Here is a 15,196-nt window from a genome sequence, read left to right as displayed (position 1 = left end):
AGTAAGGTGGAGTGGAAGACCATCGGATAGGTTCGATTGGATATGTCCAAAACGATGGGTGGTTACTCAGAGGGTCTATTTTGCTTGTTTGCGGGGAGGTGCGGCACGATCCCTGTGCTCTGCAATGCACGCAAAAGGCTGTCGACCCTGAATGCTCCCCTGATCGAGCGTGGACCGAAGCGCTGATCTGGATGGGCATGCGTTCCTGACAAACAGGCATAATCGCCCGCATTCGCCGATGTGGAGTTCCCATGAAGTACGTCCTGCTCACCCTCGCCATGATCCTCAACACCCAGTCAGCCCTCGCGGCCGGCGACGCCGAGGCGGGTGGCAAGCTCTTTACCAAGACCTGCGGCGGCTGCCACAGCGTCGGCGAAGGGGCGCGCGGCGGGTTCGGCCCGGAACTCAACGGCATCATCGGCAGGCCTGCCGGCACCACCACCGACTATCAGTATTCTGACGCGATGAAAAACTCCGGCGTGGTCTGGACGCGGGACAAGCTCGCCGCCTATATCGAGGCGCCGAAGAAGGTAGTGAGCGGTACGCGGATGATCTTTTGGGGCATCAGTGATCAGGAGAAAATCGACAACATCCTGGCCTACCTCGAAACCTTCCAACCCAAATAATCACTCCCGTACATTTCTGAACAGCATCAACCGCGCGCTCTCATGCAGCCCACGGGTCAGCGCCTGCAAACGCTGAAACTCTGCGGGATGTTGCGTTGCCACATCCTCTCGCGGCGTCTTTGAGGCCAGGTCATGCAGGGTCGGTGAGCTGCCGTCGTGTTGCATTTGCAACAGGAAGTGTTGGGTCACGCCGCCGATGATTGGGAACGTTCCCTCACGCAACACCAGCGGCACCACGCGTTCCCCTTCCGGAGCAGGCTGTTGGATATCCCGGCCCATGGCGCCATTGGTGAACGGCACGCCTGCCATGCCCGCAACGGTCGGCAACAAATCCGCCAGGCCCACCGCCTGTTCGATCACCCTAGGTGCCAGGCCCGGCGCGTGGATCAACAACGGCACGTTGTTGCTTTCCAGCCCCAGTTGTTCAAAGGCAGGCGCCATGTGCGGGATCTGGCTGATGCGCGTGTTGTGGTCGCCGAAGAACACAAAAATGCTGTTGTCGTAGTAACCACCGGCCTTGGCGATTTCCATCAAGCGGCCGATGTTGTAGTCGAGCAGGCGCACCGCGTTGTATTGCTCGACACTGCGCGAACCGGCTGCCTGGACTTGCTCCAGGGTCACGTCCGCCACCTGGAAACCGTCGTTGTCTTTGGGAATCGTGAAGGGTCGATGGTTGCCGGAGGTTTGCAGGTAGGCGAAGAACGGCTGGTCCTTGGGCATCCTGCTCAACAGTTCGTCACCTTCCTTGAACAGGTCCAAGTCTGAAATACCCCACACATCCACCCGTGGCGATTGCCAGTCGCTCTCTTCAAACAGCTGCACGTCGTCGATGCTCTGGCGGATCAGCGCGTTGATGTTCGCCCAGCCGGCGTTGCCGCCGATCATGTAGAACTTCTGATAGCCCTCGAATGTGTTGATCAGCGTGTGTTGCCGCGTGATCAGCGGGTTGCGTGTGGCAGTCTCCTGGCGGGTGACGTCGGGCACGCCGGTGATGCTGGCCCAGACAGTCTTGGCGGTGCCGGTGACCGGTACGTAGAAGTGCTTGAAGAACCAGCTTTGGCTGGCCAGTTTATCCAGGTTCGGCGTGGGATTGAGCGGGTTGCCGTAGGCCCCGACGGCGCTCGTGCCAAGGGATTCGAGCATCACGAAGATCACGTTCAGCGGGCGCTCGCTGGCCAGGCGATAGGGCTGCACACCCTGGTGGCGGGTGAAATTCAGTTGCTGGGCGTCCGGTTGATCCACCCCCAAGTACTGTGCGACTTGCGGGTAATGCTTACGCACCTGGGCTTCATCGAACTGCGATTGGCCGACCTTGAGGGTGTCGTACAAAAACAGCACCGGGTTCAGGCCCACGGCGGCCACCTGGCTGTTGCCGGAAAAGAACGCATCGCTCCAGCGCAGCGGCACCGGGTTTTCCAGGTTGAGGTTGGCCACGCGCCCCAGCAGGGCGAGCAGCACGGCGACCACGCCAACCACTGAGACTGACGTCACCGCCCATCGATTAATGGGGGTTGGCGCACGGTCCAGGGTCAGGCGCTCCAGGCAGATCAACGCCCATACCCACAACCCCACTGCCGCCAGCCAGCAGGCGGTTATCCACAGCACTGGATAGGTTTCCCACACCATCTGTTGTGAAATCTGTGCGTCTTGCAGGTAGCGCAGCACCGTCGCATTGATGCGTACGCCGAGGTAGGCGTAATGGCCGAAGTCGATGATGTACACCAGGCCGATCATCGCCAGTGCGACCACCAGGTAGGCACGGGCCAGCCAGCGCAGGACTGGCAGCGTGGTGAGGTTCCAGCGCGGCAGCCATGCCAGCACGGCCAGCGGCAGCAGCAGCAACACCGCCAGGCGCAGGTCGAAACGCAGGCCGATGCCGAGGGTTTCCAGCAGTGCAGGGGTTGTCACATCAAGGCCGGAAAAACCCAGCACAAACACCAGTCGCAACGCAGCCAGCAGCACAAACACCAACCCGATCGCGCCCATGCCGTAGCGCAGGCGACGTGATTGCAACGCACTCATCAAATTTTCCATTCTTTAAAGCAGTACAGTTTGAGTTGCATTAATCCAGCGACGACGCAGTAGCCTGCCAAGAGCGGATCAACCAGATAATCCCAATAGTTCTCTGAGGCCTTGAGCCGCAATGCGAACGCCAGCGTGCCGATCACCAACATCCACACCGCCAGCGCATTGCGCAGCCACAGCATCAACAGCGCCGCCACCGCGACCAGCACAATCATCGGTCGAGGGTTGAAGCCCAAGCGGTACGGGTCGAAATAGGTCAGGCCTAACGTGGCCGGGTATAGCACCAGGCTCAGTAGGCCAAACAGCAGCAACATCTGCACCTGATGTGGTCGAGCCAGCGGCTGCACCACGCCCAGACGGCTCAGCGCAACCCACCCCAACAACACCAGCGTGCTGATCGCCAAATCATCGGTAAAACTGCGGACATAGGCCGCCAATGGCAGCTCATTGATCGGGATAACGCTCACCACCACCAGGACTGGCAGCAACCACGGTCGCCATCGGGCGGTAAATCGAAACGTGCTTAACAGCACAAACCCCAACAGCACAAAACTCAAATGCGCCTGCCACAGCAACACCATCACAGACGCTCCGCCAGCCAGGCTTCGTTGAAGCTGACATGTTTGATAAACGTGTTATTCCATGAGTACACCAGGTGGTACATACCGTCCGGGCTGCGGCTGAAGTACGGGTACTCGTACTCGAAATCGCAGCCACGGGGTTTGCACACGCGGTAGTCGAGGCTGCTGAGAAAACGTTGCTCCAGCGGTAAACGCTGCGCGCCGCTGGAGGCGCGAAAGCCTTCGCCGATGATCTCTTTATAAGCTTCGGGGGCGAACGGTTGGCCGAGCGGGTCCGGTGATTCGTCCAGTTGCACCACAGTGCGCCACTGGCTGAGCTGGGCGTCGGTGCCATAGAGGCTGAGCTTGAAGCGGCCGTCCTGCAGGTCATTGAGCGCCACCAGCAACCCATCGTCCACCGTGCCCACCGCCGCCAGCGACGAGTTAGGGTTGGCCGGTTCCAGCGGGTACGGCTGGCTCCAGGTTTGCCCGGCGTCTTCAGTGCGGCTGGCCAGCACGCGGTGATGGGTGTCGCCGGCATAGCGCAACATCGCCACGGCGCGTTGGCCGTCCAGGGGCACGATGGTCGGTTGCAGGGAATTCTTGCCGCGGCTGATACGGAATTTGTCGATCACCGCTCCGTCTGCGCTCAGGTACAGGTACTCGGCAAACTTGCCCATGAACTCGTGGTACACCGGCAGGCCGATGGAGCCGTCGGCGTGGAACACCGGCGCGGCGCGGACCAGGGTGCTGATATTGAAGAACGGCGAGGTCACCAGTTGCCGAGGGGCCGTCCAACTGGCCCCCAGGTCATCCGACACCATCACGTTGATCGCACTGGTGGCCCAGCCGCCCACTGACACCGACACATAAAACATCCACAGGCGTTTATCCGGCGCCAGGGCAATCACCGGGTTGCCGAGCTTGCGGATATAACGCTGGGTTCCGTCGCGGGTGCTTTCCCGCGTGGCCAGCACCTGTTCGGCGCCCCATTCGCCGGTACGTGCATCAAAGCGCGCGGTGCGCACCTGCACATCAGCGGCGCCTTCGCGTGAGCCGGCGAACCACACCGCCATCAAGTCGCCGCCGGGCAGGGCGGTCACGGATGAGGAGTGCACAAAGTCGGTGAGCTGGGTGGATACGAACCGGCTGCTGTACTGCGCCGGCGCCGCCACTTTTGCGGTGTTCGGGCTGGTCTGGGCAAACGGCGCCAGCACATGGGGCGGATGGCTTTGCCAGGCAGCGAAAAACACTGCCAGCAGGCTGCATATCAATAAGGCGGAGCGCATAGGGAACCTGTGGGTAAAAGGATTACTGCGCACGTTCATCCGGCAGGCGCTTCCTGCGACCGGTGAGCATGGATAACGGCAGGTTGTCCCGCACCTGGATACTTTCAAACACGGCAGCCAGTACATGCAGGCAAACCAAGCCAAGCAGCGCATTGGCGGCGGTCTCGTGGACTTGCAGCGGCCAATCGGCGCCCCAGAGGGCATCGACTTCCTGCATCAAAAAGCCACTCACGCCGACGGTGAGTAACGCCAGCAACATCAACAGCATCACCAGCGCGCCAATCGGCGAATGCCCCAAGCGGTGTTGCGGCTTACCCTTGAGCAACGAGCGCGCGTGGGCATTCAGCCTTTTTGGCGTAGGCCAAAAGTCTGCCCACCGCGCGCTGCGCGGTCCGACAAATCCCCACACTGTTCGCACCAGCAGCCAGGCCATGGCGTAATAACCCAGCCAGACATGCCAGTCGTCGCCGGCTTCGTTGAAGAAGTAATTGGCGACGAAGACCCCGGCGATGGAGGCGTGGAACAGCCTCACCAGCGGGTCCCACAGGCGTAGGGATTCGCCTGGCATCAGCCTTTGATCTCAGTCTTCACGGCCTTGCCGGTGACCGGGTCGTGGTAGATCTCAACTTTGCGCTTGTCCTTGTCGAACCCGTAGATCTCATAGCAGTTGCCATCAGTGACCTTGAACTTGCTGATGGTGTAGCCCTCGGCCTTGAGCTTGTCCTGGAAGGCTTTTTCGTCTTGCCATTGCGAGCGCTCGGCGGTGGTGCATTGCGGGCCGGCGAAGGCCAGGGGGCTGGCGAGGATCAGGGACAGCAGGAGAATTTTGCGCATGGAAAAGCTCTCAGCAAATGTGGGAGATTTCACAGTGCAAAACCAACCTTAGGGCAACCTTAGTTGGCAACGAGCCGTAACATCTTTGCTGAAATAGCCCCGGCCATAACCCGGCATGATGCCGCCGATTCCTACAGAGATTTTGCTATGCGCCTACTCCTTGTCGAAGATGACCGGGCCCTTGGCCAAGGGATTCGTGTGGCCTTGGGCGCCGAGGGCTACACCCTGGATTGGCTGCAGGATGGCTTTGCGGCGCTGCATGCGTTGCGCACGGAGAGCTTCGATCTACTGCTGCTGGACCTCGGCCTGCCCCGCCTCGACGGCCTCGACCTGTTGCAGCAACTGCGCGCCGAGCAACATGATCTTCCGGTGCTGATCCTCACCGCCCGCGACGGCACCGCCGAGCGCATCGCCGGATTGGACGCCGGCGCCGACGACTATTTGGTCAAACCCTTCGACGTCGAAGAGCTCAAGGCACGCGTGCGCGCGCTGTTGCGCCGCAGCCAGGGCCGCGCGCAACCGATGCTCGAACACGCCGGCGTCAACCTCGACCCCGCCACTCAGCAGGTGCGTTACCTGGATGAGGACATCATCGTCACCCCCATGGAATATCAACTGCTGCACCAACTGATGGTACGCCCCGGCAAAGTGGTGACCCGCGAGCGCTTGTCTCGCGCGTTGTATGGCTGGCAGGACCGCGTCGAAAGCAACACCTTGGAAGTGTTGATCCACAACCTGCGTAAAAAGTTATCCACAGAGCTCATACGCACCGTGCGCGGCGTTGGCTATGTGCTGGTACTCAAGCCATGACCTCCGTGCGCGCGCGCATCCTCGTGCCTGTGCTGGTGTTGATCCTGCTCGGCGATGCCCTGATCAGTTGGCTGGTGCTGCGCGACAGTCACCACGAAATCGAAGAAGTCTACGACGCCCAACTCGCCCAAAGCGCGCGCCTGCTGCAAGGCGTACTGCGCCAGCGCGACCCCGGCGAGGCGGATTGGGACCGCTTGTACCAGGCGTTTGATCAGGCCATGAGCCGCGTGGGCGAAGAGGGCGTGGCTCATCCCTATGAAACTCGCCTGACCTTCCAGGTGTGGCGCAGCGACGGCCAGCTACTTGTACGCTCAGCCGAAGCGCCGGTGCTGGTCGCACCGCCCGCGACCCTTGGTTCCCACGACATCATCGACAACGGCAACGACTGGTGCGCCTTCCTCCTCGCCGACCCGCAACAGGGCCTGTTGATTTGGGTGGGTGAGCGCGACGACATCCGCCAAGACGTGATCCAACGCATCATGCGTCACACCCTCTGGCCGACCCTCATCGGCGTGCCGCTGCTGACGGTGTTGATCTGGCTGTTAATCGGTTGGGGTCTCAAACCCCTGCGCGCCATGGCGCTGTCGATTCGTGGACGCAATTCCGACACCTTGCAACCGCTGCACCTCAAACCGCTGCCCTCCGACCTGGAACCCATGCAAACCGCGCTCAACCGGCTGTTGGTGCAGGTGGACGAGTTGTTGGAACGCGAACGCCGGTTCATCGCCGACGCCGCCCACGAACTGCGCACCCCCCTGGCGATCCTGCGTATCCATGCGCAAAACGCCCAAAGCGCGGAGACAGTGGAGCAACGACGCGAGGCATTGGAATTTCTGGTAAGCGGTGTCGACCGCGCCACCCGCATCGGCAGCCAGTTATTGACCATGGCGCGCATCGAGCCGCAGTTGAACAACCCTGTGCGCAGCCGTGTGCAATTGACAGAGTTAGTACGCGAAGAATTGGCAGAACTTACCCCGCTGGCCATGGAGAAAGGTGTGGAGTTGGTGCTGGAGGGTGACGAAGAATGCTGGGTTGAAACCGAGCCCGTGGCACTGGCCATCGCCCTGCAAAATCTGGTGACCAACGCTCTCAACTTTTCCCCGCCGGGCAGCGAGGTGAAGGTGGTGATTGGTGCTTTTTGCCTGAGCGTGCAGGACCAGGGGCCGGGGATTGATGAAGCGGAAATCGGGCGTTTGTTTGAGCGGTTTTATAGCCGTGACAATGCCAATGGTGCCGGGTTGGGGCTGGCGATTGTCGAGATGATCGTCGGCAAGATCGGCAGCCGGCTGGCCTTGCACAACCTGGAGCGTGGTGGGTTGTGTGCGCGGTTGGTATTTAACGAAGAAATCCAGAACGGCAGCCCTTCAACTGTCTGAGCTGAAAGGGCATGTGTAGTGAGCGGGCTTGCCCCACGCTGGGCTGCGAAGCAGCCCCAACTCGGCCACCGAGATTTTCCATAGGAACCGCAGGGCTTGGTTTCAGGGCCGCTTCGCGCCCCAGCGCGGGGCAAGCCCGCTCACCACAAAAAAAGCCCGCTCACTAGGGAGATTCTGGTCAGCCTTTAGTCGGCGAATGGAGTTTGAATGCCCCTTGGCTCACTTAGTCGTGTGAGGTAAGGAATAAGTCAAAGCGAGTGGGCAGCTTTAGAGCAATCGCTTTTTCTATTTTGAGTACTTGTTCTTCCGTCAATAGATAGTCAAATACGCAATCCTCCATTTTTTCCCACCCCATAATGTCCATCAGGTCTTGAGTGGACAGAGGTAGCGGCTGTTCAAAGGATGCAAAGTCCTCGTTAGGCAAAACGCCCATAATTGAGTGGTTCATGGTTCTACCGTCCTTTCAGGCTTGGCTGGCTTACGTTGGTTACCGGTCAAATGATCGAACTCGCCGAGATGAATTCCGCGCTTGCAGTACTTTTCCACAGCGCCATGTTGAGCGTCCCATTCATAGATCGTCCCGTCGGGATCTTTCCATCTTGGGCGTTGGCCACCCCCCGTCATTGGAGTTTTCGAGCGAGCCCACTTGGCTTTCGGAAATGCAGCTAGGAGTTTTGGTTTGGGGTGATAGGTATGATCCCCAGCCCGAACACTGACCACCACATACAACGGCCGACCCCCCCCCCCCACTCCACCGGGAACACCAGAATAAAATCCCGATATTCCGGCGGATAAACCGGGTTCACCAAAATCTGCGCAGCCTTCTGGTTTGGCGGGTAAATCCAAATTGCCGGCGCCTGCGGTGCCGCCTCCAACGCTGGGATTCCCAGGGAGTCCCCCGGATTCAACCGCAGGCGTCCAGATCAGCTCCACACCTTGGCCAAAATCCGCCACAAACTGATCGCCACGGCTTTGCAACTGCACCACATCGATCATCTGCCAGTCGGCATTGTTGCCGGTGTAAAACCCATAGCCCTTGAGCGTGCCGTCCTCCAACTGCTCAACATGCAAACGCATCTGTGAGCGCGCCCGTTGCATCGAGCGCAATTGCTCATCGCTGTACAGCGCGCTATCACCCAGCGCCGATGGCCAGGCCAACGCCACTAACCCCATCAACAACGCCCCGGCTACAGAGCCGACAGCAGTCGCTGCCGACTCCAACACCGCTGCACGCAACGCCAACTGCCCCAAGCCAACGGGCAATGCGCTTCCGCTGATCTTGCGCAGCGAGACCGTTCCCCGAGCGTCCACTTCACGCCCGCCCAGCAGGCTGAAATGTCCGTATTCCTTGACCAACTCCAGCGGTACGAAACCGCTGGGATCGGCGTAGTGGGTGATGCCGTCGGGCAGTTGGCAGGGTTTGGTGAATACGCAGCCGGGAGGCTTGGTGGGTGAGGGGCTGGCGCGGGAGGACGGTCGAATAGATGGAGCGATGGCGAAAAACGCCGCCGTGCCGGTTGCGGTGTCAGGATTCGCTGTTTGAGTTGTTGTTCTTCGGTGAGAGGGTATGCGCGCTCTGACATGACAGGCTCACTTCCTTGTGTGGGGACGTGAGCCTAAGAGGGGGATGAGCGGACTAAATCGGATTTGTTCGATGATGGGTGTGGGAAAAGGAGACAGGGCCAGAAGGGCGTTATCGTTTCGAATATTTTGATTTTTACCTGCTGATCAGGTCAGCAGGTGCTTGGAAATCAACCGCGAAATCTCAACAATCGACGTCTTCCCCGTAAATTCAAACTTCACCTTCCCCAGCGAAGAAAAGTAAATCTCCAACTCCGAATCCAGATCAAACGTGCCGGACGTTTCCACCGAGTACGCCACGATATTTTTATACGGCAGCGACGTGAAGTCCTTCTTGCTCCCGGTAATCCCCTGCACGTTCACGGCGATGATGCGCTTGGTGGTAAACACTACGCCGTCGCGCATGGCTTTGTAGGCGTCGACCACTTCCTCGCCGTCCAGCAGCAGGGCGGCTACGCGTTCGGCGTATTCGTTGTTTTGTTTGAGCTTGAAGAAACCTTTGTTGTTGAAGTCGATCATGGGCCTGCCTCGTGGGTGTATGCCGATTTGCTCGTGGATCTGTATCTAACGCGGGCATTTTGAACGCCCTACCATGGCGACCAACCTTACAACCTTGCCCAGATGTTTCAACAACCGGAGCCGCACCATGCCTGAACTATCCAGCTGGCTTGCCTATGCGCTGATCTCCCTCGGCATGGTGCTGACGCCCGGACCGAACATGATTTACCTCATATCCCGCTCGATCTGTCAGGGCCGTACGGCTGGATTGATTTCCCTGGGCGGCGTGGCGTTGGGTTTTTTGGTTTATATGCTTTGTGCGGCGTTGGGAATTACCGCGTTGGTCATGGCGGTGCCGTTTGCCTACGACGCGCTGCGGTTTGGTGGGGCGTTGTACCTGGCCTATATGGCGTGGCAAGCGATCAGACCGGGCGGGCGTTCACCGTTTCAGGTGCGCGATTTACCCAAGGACAGCCCACGCAAGCTGTTCACAATGGGGCTTGTGACCAACCTGCTGAACCCCAAGGTGGCGGTGATGTATTTGTCGTTGCTGCCCCAGTTCATCGACCCGAACGGCCATGGCAGTGTGCTGACACAATCACTGGTGTTGGGCTTTACGCAGATTTTTATCAGCGTGGGTGTCAACGCGGTGATTGCCACCCTGGCGGGCTCCATCGCGGTGTTTTTCGTCACCCGGCCCGGTTGGCAAGTGGTGCAGCGCTGGCTGATGGGCTCAGTGCTGATGGGGTTGGCGGTGCGCATGGCGGTGGAAGGGCGGCGGTAGGTCGCCTCACTGGATGTCTTTCAGATAATCCTTGAGGGTGGTTAACGGCTCGGGCAGTTCATCCAGTTGATGGGCATTTTGCACAGCCGCCGCCAGTCGTTGCAGTTCACGTCCCAGTACTGTGTCGGCACCGCCTACCGCCATCAAAGCCTGGCCCGCACACTCATCAATCTTCACCAAGATTTCAGCCAAATCCCCCTGCCGCACCAACAGCCCAAACACCTCCCTGTCATAGCCAACCATCACCGGATCATCCCGCAAAACCGGGCTGCCACCGTCCACCTCATGCACCAACTTGAGTGCAAAAAGCGCCACAGCTTCCAGCGTCAATTCCATGGTCTTGGTTCCTCAACATACGGGGGGAGGGGGATGATCACTGTTCTGTGTGTGAAAAAAAAGACCTGGCCCACTTTGCGGCGTGCATCACATTAAGGCCTCTGCACAAGGAACGATACTAATTGGCCATGTTCCAACTCGCCGTGCCAAGCGCACCCAAGCAGCCCGCTTTATCTACTTACAAGGACGCAAGCCCCCATGCCCTCATCCCCTTTTCAAGCGCCTTCCAATACTGGTGAGCTGATCGCTAGCTTCCGTCATGGCAAAGCCTTTCTTGTGGTCAGTTTGATCTTTGGTTCTGTGATGCTGGCGATGGCCGGGTTTGTGCTGTACCTGAGCACCATCCTGCCGCAGGGCAACAATGGCCCCGTCACTCTCCAGACGTCACGCGGCATGACCTTGAATTTCAGCGACCCGCTTATGGTGTTTTATGCCACCAGCGCCTTGCTGGCGTTGATCGGCCTGAGCATGTTTGCGGTCTACGCCTGGCACAAAAAGCTGCGTGCGCCCCGTTATGACGTGTATGAGCATGGCATCGAGCGCTTCGTGAACGATGAGCGCGAATACACGGCCTTTGCCGATATCGAGGACCTGTATCTGTTCGGCTCCGGCCAAACCGTGTTGACCGGTATGGTTACCAACGTTGCCTATCGCCGTAATGCTTCGGAACCGTTTCACCGGGTGATCGAGACCCTCAAGGGCTTTCACGATTTCCAGCAACTGGTGCGTGAACTGCACGTACGCGCACGCCTGCCGGCGGTGGCGGCGACGCTGGAGGCGGGCGGGGCGGTAACGTTCAATTGCATCAGCACTGCGCAGGTCTGGGGCAAGCGGGTCAGCGGCAACTTCCTCAAGATCACCACGACGCCAATTCTGGTCAGCGCCGCCTTCCTTGAGTACCAGGGCCGCAAAGTGCCGATGGCATCGTTGCGCACCGTCGACCTCAACGCCTGGACCGAGAACGTGGTGATCAAGGACGACAGCGGCAAGCCCGTGCTGTCGACCATCGCCACCGGCATCCTCAGCCATGACCTGTTCCTCAACACCCTGGATGTGGTGTTTGCGGTTGAAGAACAAGCCCGTGAGTTGGCCTAAGCCCAGGAGTATCAAACGATGATTTATCGCGGCGCAGGCTGGCTCACGCTGTTCACTCCGGTGGCCATGGTGCTGTTGTTGATGGGGTTGTGGCCTGATCCCAGCGTCAAGCCAGGCAATGTCTCGCTGATGCAGTTCCTGATAGGCGCGGGTGTTGGCTCGGCGATCAACGTGGTGCTGGGCTTCGTGCTCAATCGGCATCCGCACGCTGATGGGGTGCGCCATCACTTCTTTTTCATGCCGATGCAGTGGCCGGCGCTGGTGATCACCGTGGTCTGTGCGCTGATCGCCCTGTTGAAATAATCCTACCGGCCGCTCGGTAAGGGCGGCCGCGTGTCGCGTTGTTCCAGATTGACGCGGAACGTGGTGTACGTGTCGCCATCGGCCAGGTAGAGGTTGCTTCGGTACACCTCGACTGCACCATCGAGTTTGATGTGCAGGCCATTGGCGACCCGTTCGATCACTACATTCTGCAAGTCGGTGTCCGAAACCAGGAACGGTGGCTTCTTGCCCAGGCGCACCTTCATCACCTCGTCGCTGCTTTCGTAATCGTCTGCGTAGAACCGCAGGCTTTTGGGCTCCCCTGCGTTCCTCGCGCCTTGCACGATGTACACCCACTGCCCGGGTATGAACGCTTGCTTGAGGACTATTTGCGACGGGAATTGCGGTTTATGTACGAGCGCGTAAGCCAACAGCACTGCCAGGCAGGTTAGAAAGGCCCAACCGAGAAGCGTTTTGGTCCGTTGAGTCATCACTTTGCTCAGCTGTAGTCGAAGGTAAATAACACCTGGCCTTCAATCGGCTCGTAGAACATCACGATCATGTCGGCCCCCGCGGTGCGGTAATGCCAGCCCGGCACGCTGGCGACGTGGAAAAACCGGTTGCCGGCCGGGCTCAAGGGATACACGTTCGAATCGCCACGGTCGGGGTCCAGTTCAATGATCTGCATCGGAAACTCCACCGACTCCACCCAGTTAGCCAAGCCGTCGACTTCGCCGCCCAGTTGGGTGACAAACTCCACCGCATCCAGCGGCTCGCCGTCTTCGCGCGCCAGTACCCCGTGGGTGTTGAACCGCTCGACCGTGCGGGCAAATGCGCGGTGTTGCTCAGCACTGTGACGCTCCAGGTCCGCCCGCGCTCCGGGGTGAGGGTCGGCCAGTTGCGCGTTGCCTGCATGGAGAAAGAAGTAGCGCGGGTCGCCGCATAGGCGGTATCGCCCCTGCTCAAGCTGAAATCCGATCCAGTTGGTTTTCAGCAGGTCACCGTGAAAGCCGTCCCATTCGGTCAGCTCGCCGACAAGACTCTCATAGGGCTCCAATGGGCTCAGCATGTGCACGACGCCCGACCATTCGGGATTCACCTGGCTCAGGTCAAGGCTGAAGAGCGGATGCAGATGCTTGGCCAGTTCCAGTTGATCGGCGACGAACACATCTTCAATCGCCGGAAAGGGCTGCATGCCTGTGGGGATTTGGGTGAAGTCTTGGGAGAGCGTATTGGTCATGGGGTGTCTTCCTTGATCGTGGATATCAACGCAAAAAATCAGGTAACGGGCATGTTAACGCCATGCCCCTCGGGTAAGCGCGGTGCCGGGCAATTCCAACTGTATATACGCAATCACCGCGACCATTACTGCGCAAAACAGCCATTGGAGCGCACTCAGCCCGGCAATCCGATAGATCGCCTGCAACGGTCGCCGCCAGCGGTACTCATACTCGGCAGGCGCCCAGCGTGCCGGCTGGAGCACGCCGATCAAACCGGTCACTGCGTAGGTAGCAAGCCCCAACCATCCAAGCCATTGCCACACGACAAAACCCAGCGCTACTAATGGGCCGCCGTTGCGGATCACCCGATAGCGGCGGTCGGGGATCCATTTGCGGCGCGCACACCAGCGGCTGACGCGTTGGTCGAGGTCTTGCAGGCTCTCGGCCATGACGGTCCAGTAGGTCAGCAGCCACTGGCCGACGCGGGCCATCAACCAGCCGCCCAGTAGGTATAGCGGCAGCATCAATAAGGTCGGGCCGAGTGCGAATCGGCTGGAGAGACTACCCAACGCCAGGCAGGTTGCAAGGACGGCGGTGGCTCGTTTCAGGCCGTGGCGGGTGGGGCGATAGCCGACGAGGGCCTGCCAGAACCACGGGTTGTGATTGGGGAACAAGCCCAGCAGGTCGGGGAACCGTGTGGAAAACGCTGCGGACAGTTGCTCGCAGGCCTGCCAATCGGCTTCTCCGAACGTGGCGGCCAATTGCGCTTGCTGCGCGGGTTTTGCACACATCAAAAACAACGCCGCCGCACCCGGTTGTTGCGCCTGATCTCGCAACGCGTTCAGCCAGACGTATTGCTCGCTGCGCCGGACCAGGGCCTGCCACTGGGCTTGATCGATAGGCACCGCAGCGCCAGCGTCCCAGGCGAACAGCTGGCAGACCTGTTGGAAAAGAGTCGGCGACCAGCTTTCTTGCACCGTGAACAGGTGCAACACCTGCACCTGCAACGCCTGGTGATGGGTCAGGTCAACCAGCCAGCCCTGGCGGCATGCCCGCTCCAGTCGTTCGAAGAACGCCTGAGGCTGGGCGTCTGCCAGGTATTTTTCAAGGTCGTCGTACAGCGCGCCCTTGAGTGCGTGGACCAGACGTTGATGGGGAAAACCGCCGCTGTTTATTTGCTGCCATGGCGTGAGCCATTGGCGTTTCTCAACGCCCCAGGTCAACAGCGGTAGATGCCGGTCGGGTGCGTTGACGCAACGCTGGAACAGCAGTTGTTCAAAGTCGGCGGCACACCCTTGTGCCACGGCGCGGGCCCAGCATTCGTCGACTTTCCAGTCATCGAATTCGGCCAGCAGCGCCATCGCTTGTTCATACGCAGCAGGGGGGAGGGCGTGGGCGACGAGGCTGTCGCCGGCACGCAGTCGCTGCAACGCCCGCTCGTACGCTTCCCGCAGACGCTGGAAGGCGACGGGGTCATCGTCCGGCCGCGTTACCTTGAGCAGCTTGGCGTACTGGCGTTTGAGGGTGCGCTCGTCAGGGCTGGCCAGCAGATCGTCCATGTTCAGCATCGCCAACCGTTCTTTCAGGGGGGAGGGCGATGATCACTGTTCCTGCGCGCTAAAAACAACCCCGCTGCTCACCGCTCCAATATCCACTCCACCCGGCGGTTATGCGCCCGCCCTTGCGTCAGGCGATTGATAGCGGGACTTATCAGGTCTGCGCGGATTCAGTGTGAGGGGAGCTAAGTCTGTGCGCCGGGCGCGCATTGCTGGGGTGGGCTGCTGCATATATTTTGGATCGTGCGGGCTGATCACAGGCTATGCATCTATCTATAGCTGCGCTGCTGCTGGTGTTGCGTGTACCGCCAGTGATGCGCCGAATCCCACGGCTTATTGCGAAAA

Annotated in this window: 17 protein-coding genes and 2 pseudogenes (1 of these 19 running past the window's edge); 7 read left to right on the top strand and 12 right to left on the bottom strand. The window is 59.8% G+C overall.

The window, feature by feature from the left end; genetic code table 11:
- Positions 1-251 precede the first annotated feature (251 nt).
- Positions 252-626 (top strand): c-type cytochrome, encoded by a 375-nt coding sequence (locus LRO94_RS23740; protein ID WP_179179888.1) that lies wholly within the window; start codon positions 252-254, stop codon positions 624-626.
- On the opposite strand, the gene LRO94_RS23735 is transcribed toward LRO94_RS23740, so the two are convergent.
- Genes LRO94_RS23735 through LRO94_RS23715 form a run of 5 tightly spaced genes read right to left on the bottom strand, consistent with a single transcriptional unit; the run spans position 627 to position 5,334 of the window.
- Complete coding sequence (locus tag LRO94_RS23735) at positions 627-2,648, bottom strand: LTA synthase family protein (RefSeq protein WP_179179889.1); 2,022 nt, start codon at positions 2,646-2,648, stop codon at positions 627-629. It abuts the gene before it with no gap.
- Positions 2,648-3,232 (bottom strand): hypothetical protein, encoded by a 585-nt coding sequence (locus LRO94_RS23730; protein WP_122680690.1) that lies wholly within the window; start codon positions 3,230-3,232, stop codon positions 2,648-2,650. The genes LRO94_RS23735 and LRO94_RS23730 overlap by 1 nt, the downstream gene beginning before the upstream one ends.
- Complete coding sequence (locus LRO94_RS23725) at positions 3,232-4,500, bottom strand: sialidase family protein (protein ID WP_095186393.1); 1,269 nt, start codon at positions 4,498-4,500, stop codon at positions 3,232-3,234. Before LRO94_RS23725 ends, LRO94_RS23730 begins: the two co-directional genes overlap by 1 nt.
- 22 nt (positions 4,501-4,522) lie before the next feature.
- Entirely contained in the window at positions 4,523-5,068 is a 546-nt protein-coding gene (locus tag LRO94_RS23720) for a cytochrome b/b6 domain-containing protein (RefSeq protein WP_099602188.1), read from the bottom strand.
- Positions 5,068-5,334 (bottom strand): PepSY domain-containing protein, encoded by a 267-nt coding sequence (locus tag LRO94_RS23715; RefSeq protein WP_032885640.1) that lies wholly within the window; start codon positions 5,332-5,334, stop codon positions 5,068-5,070. Before LRO94_RS23715 ends, LRO94_RS23720 begins: the two co-directional genes overlap by 1 nt.
- A 147-nt stretch (positions 5,335-5,481) precedes the next feature.
- Between LRO94_RS23715 and LRO94_RS23710 the strand changes: the two genes are divergently transcribed.
- Complete coding sequence (locus LRO94_RS23710) at positions 5,482-6,144, top strand: response regulator (protein ID WP_179179890.1); 663 nt, start codon at positions 5,482-5,484, stop codon at positions 6,142-6,144.
- Complete coding sequence (locus LRO94_RS23705) at positions 6,141-7,520, top strand: sensor histidine kinase (RefSeq protein ID WP_179179891.1); 1,380 nt, start codon at positions 6,141-6,143, stop codon at positions 7,518-7,520. Before LRO94_RS23710 ends, LRO94_RS23705 begins: the two co-directional genes overlap by 4 nt.
- A 223-nt stretch (positions 7,521-7,743) precedes the next feature.
- Here the strand turns inward: LRO94_RS23705 and LRO94_RS23700 are convergent, their stop codons facing one another.
- The 3 genes and pseudogenes from LRO94_RS23700 to LRO94_RS23690 form a co-directional block, all read right to left on the bottom strand.
- Positions 7,744-7,968: a pyocin S6 family toxin immunity protein gene (locus tag LRO94_RS23700; RefSeq protein ID WP_179179892.1), complete on the bottom strand. Its 225-nt coding sequence runs from the start codon at positions 7,966-7,968 to the stop codon at positions 7,744-7,746.
- Positions 7,965-9,103, bottom strand: a pseudogene (locus LRO94_RS23695) (colicin E3/pyocin S6 family cytotoxin). Before LRO94_RS23695 ends, LRO94_RS23700 begins: the two are co-directional and overlap by 4 nt.
- Positions 9,104-9,248: 145 nt before the next feature.
- A complete protein-coding gene (locus tag LRO94_RS23690; protein ID WP_032885644.1) occupies positions 9,249-9,620 on the bottom strand; it encodes a PH domain-containing protein in 372 nt (123 codons plus the stop codon).
- A gap of 127 nt (positions 9,621-9,747) precedes the next feature.
- On the opposite strand from LRO94_RS23690, the gene LRO94_RS23685 reads away from it, so the two are divergent.
- Positions 9,748-10,383 carry a LysE family translocator gene (locus LRO94_RS23685; protein WP_095186398.1) on the top strand — a complete coding sequence of 212 codons (636 nt, stop codon included), beginning with the start codon at positions 9,748-9,750 and terminating at the stop codon, positions 10,381-10,383.
- Positions 10,384-10,389: 6 nt separating this feature from the next.
- On the opposite strand, the gene LRO94_RS23680 is transcribed toward LRO94_RS23685, so the two are convergent.
- Positions 10,390-10,719, bottom strand: coding sequence for a hypothetical protein (locus LRO94_RS23680; protein WP_122763878.1), 330 nt, complete (start codon positions 10,717-10,719; stop codon positions 10,390-10,392).
- 198 nt (positions 10,720-10,917) lie between these two features.
- Between LRO94_RS23680 and LRO94_RS23675 the strand changes: the two genes are divergently transcribed.
- The gene (locus LRO94_RS23675; protein ID WP_122753919.1) at positions 10,918-11,814 is read left to right on the top strand and encodes a hypothetical protein; all 897 of its coding nucleotides are present in this window, start codon (positions 10,918-10,920) and stop codon (positions 11,812-11,814) included.
- 18 nt (positions 11,815-11,832) lie between these two features.
- Positions 11,833-12,117 carry a hypothetical protein gene (locus tag LRO94_RS23670; RefSeq protein WP_032885648.1) on the top strand — a complete coding sequence of 95 codons (285 nt, stop codon included), beginning with the start codon at positions 11,833-11,835 and terminating at the stop codon, positions 12,115-12,117.
- 2 nt (positions 12,118-12,119) lie between these two features.
- Here the strand turns inward: LRO94_RS23670 and LRO94_RS23665 are convergent, their stop codons facing one another.
- The 3 genes from LRO94_RS23665 to LRO94_RS23655 are packed head-to-tail and all read right to left on the bottom strand — an operon-like array spanning position 12,120 to position 14,863.
- Complete coding sequence (locus LRO94_RS23665; RefSeq protein WP_122680685.1) at positions 12,120-12,566, bottom strand: hypothetical protein; 447 nt, start codon at positions 12,564-12,566, stop codon at positions 12,120-12,122.
- A gap of 8 nt (positions 12,567-12,574) precedes the next feature.
- Entirely contained in the window at positions 12,575-13,315 is a 741-nt protein-coding gene (locus LRO94_RS23660; protein ID WP_179179893.1) for a hypothetical protein, read from the bottom strand.
- Between the two features lie 54 nt (positions 13,316-13,369).
- Positions 13,370-14,863, bottom strand: coding sequence for a hypothetical protein (locus LRO94_RS23655; RefSeq protein ID WP_218777323.1), 1,494 nt, complete (start codon positions 14,861-14,863; stop codon positions 13,370-13,372).
- A gap of 207 nt (positions 14,864-15,070) precedes the next feature.
- Here LRO94_RS23655 and LRO94_RS23650 point away from each other — a divergent pair.
- Positions 15,071-15,196 (top strand): annotated as a pseudogene (locus LRO94_RS23650) (protein-methionine-sulfoxide reductase heme-binding subunit MsrQ); its annotated part runs 26 nt beyond the window's last position; the annotation flags it as partial.

The organism is Pseudomonas sivasensis, assembly GCF_021391435.1.
Lineage (GTDB): Bacteria > Pseudomonadota > Gammaproteobacteria > Pseudomonadales > Pseudomonadaceae > Aquipseudomonas > Aquipseudomonas sivasensis.
This window is presented reverse-complemented; position numbering and strand designations above follow the sequence as displayed.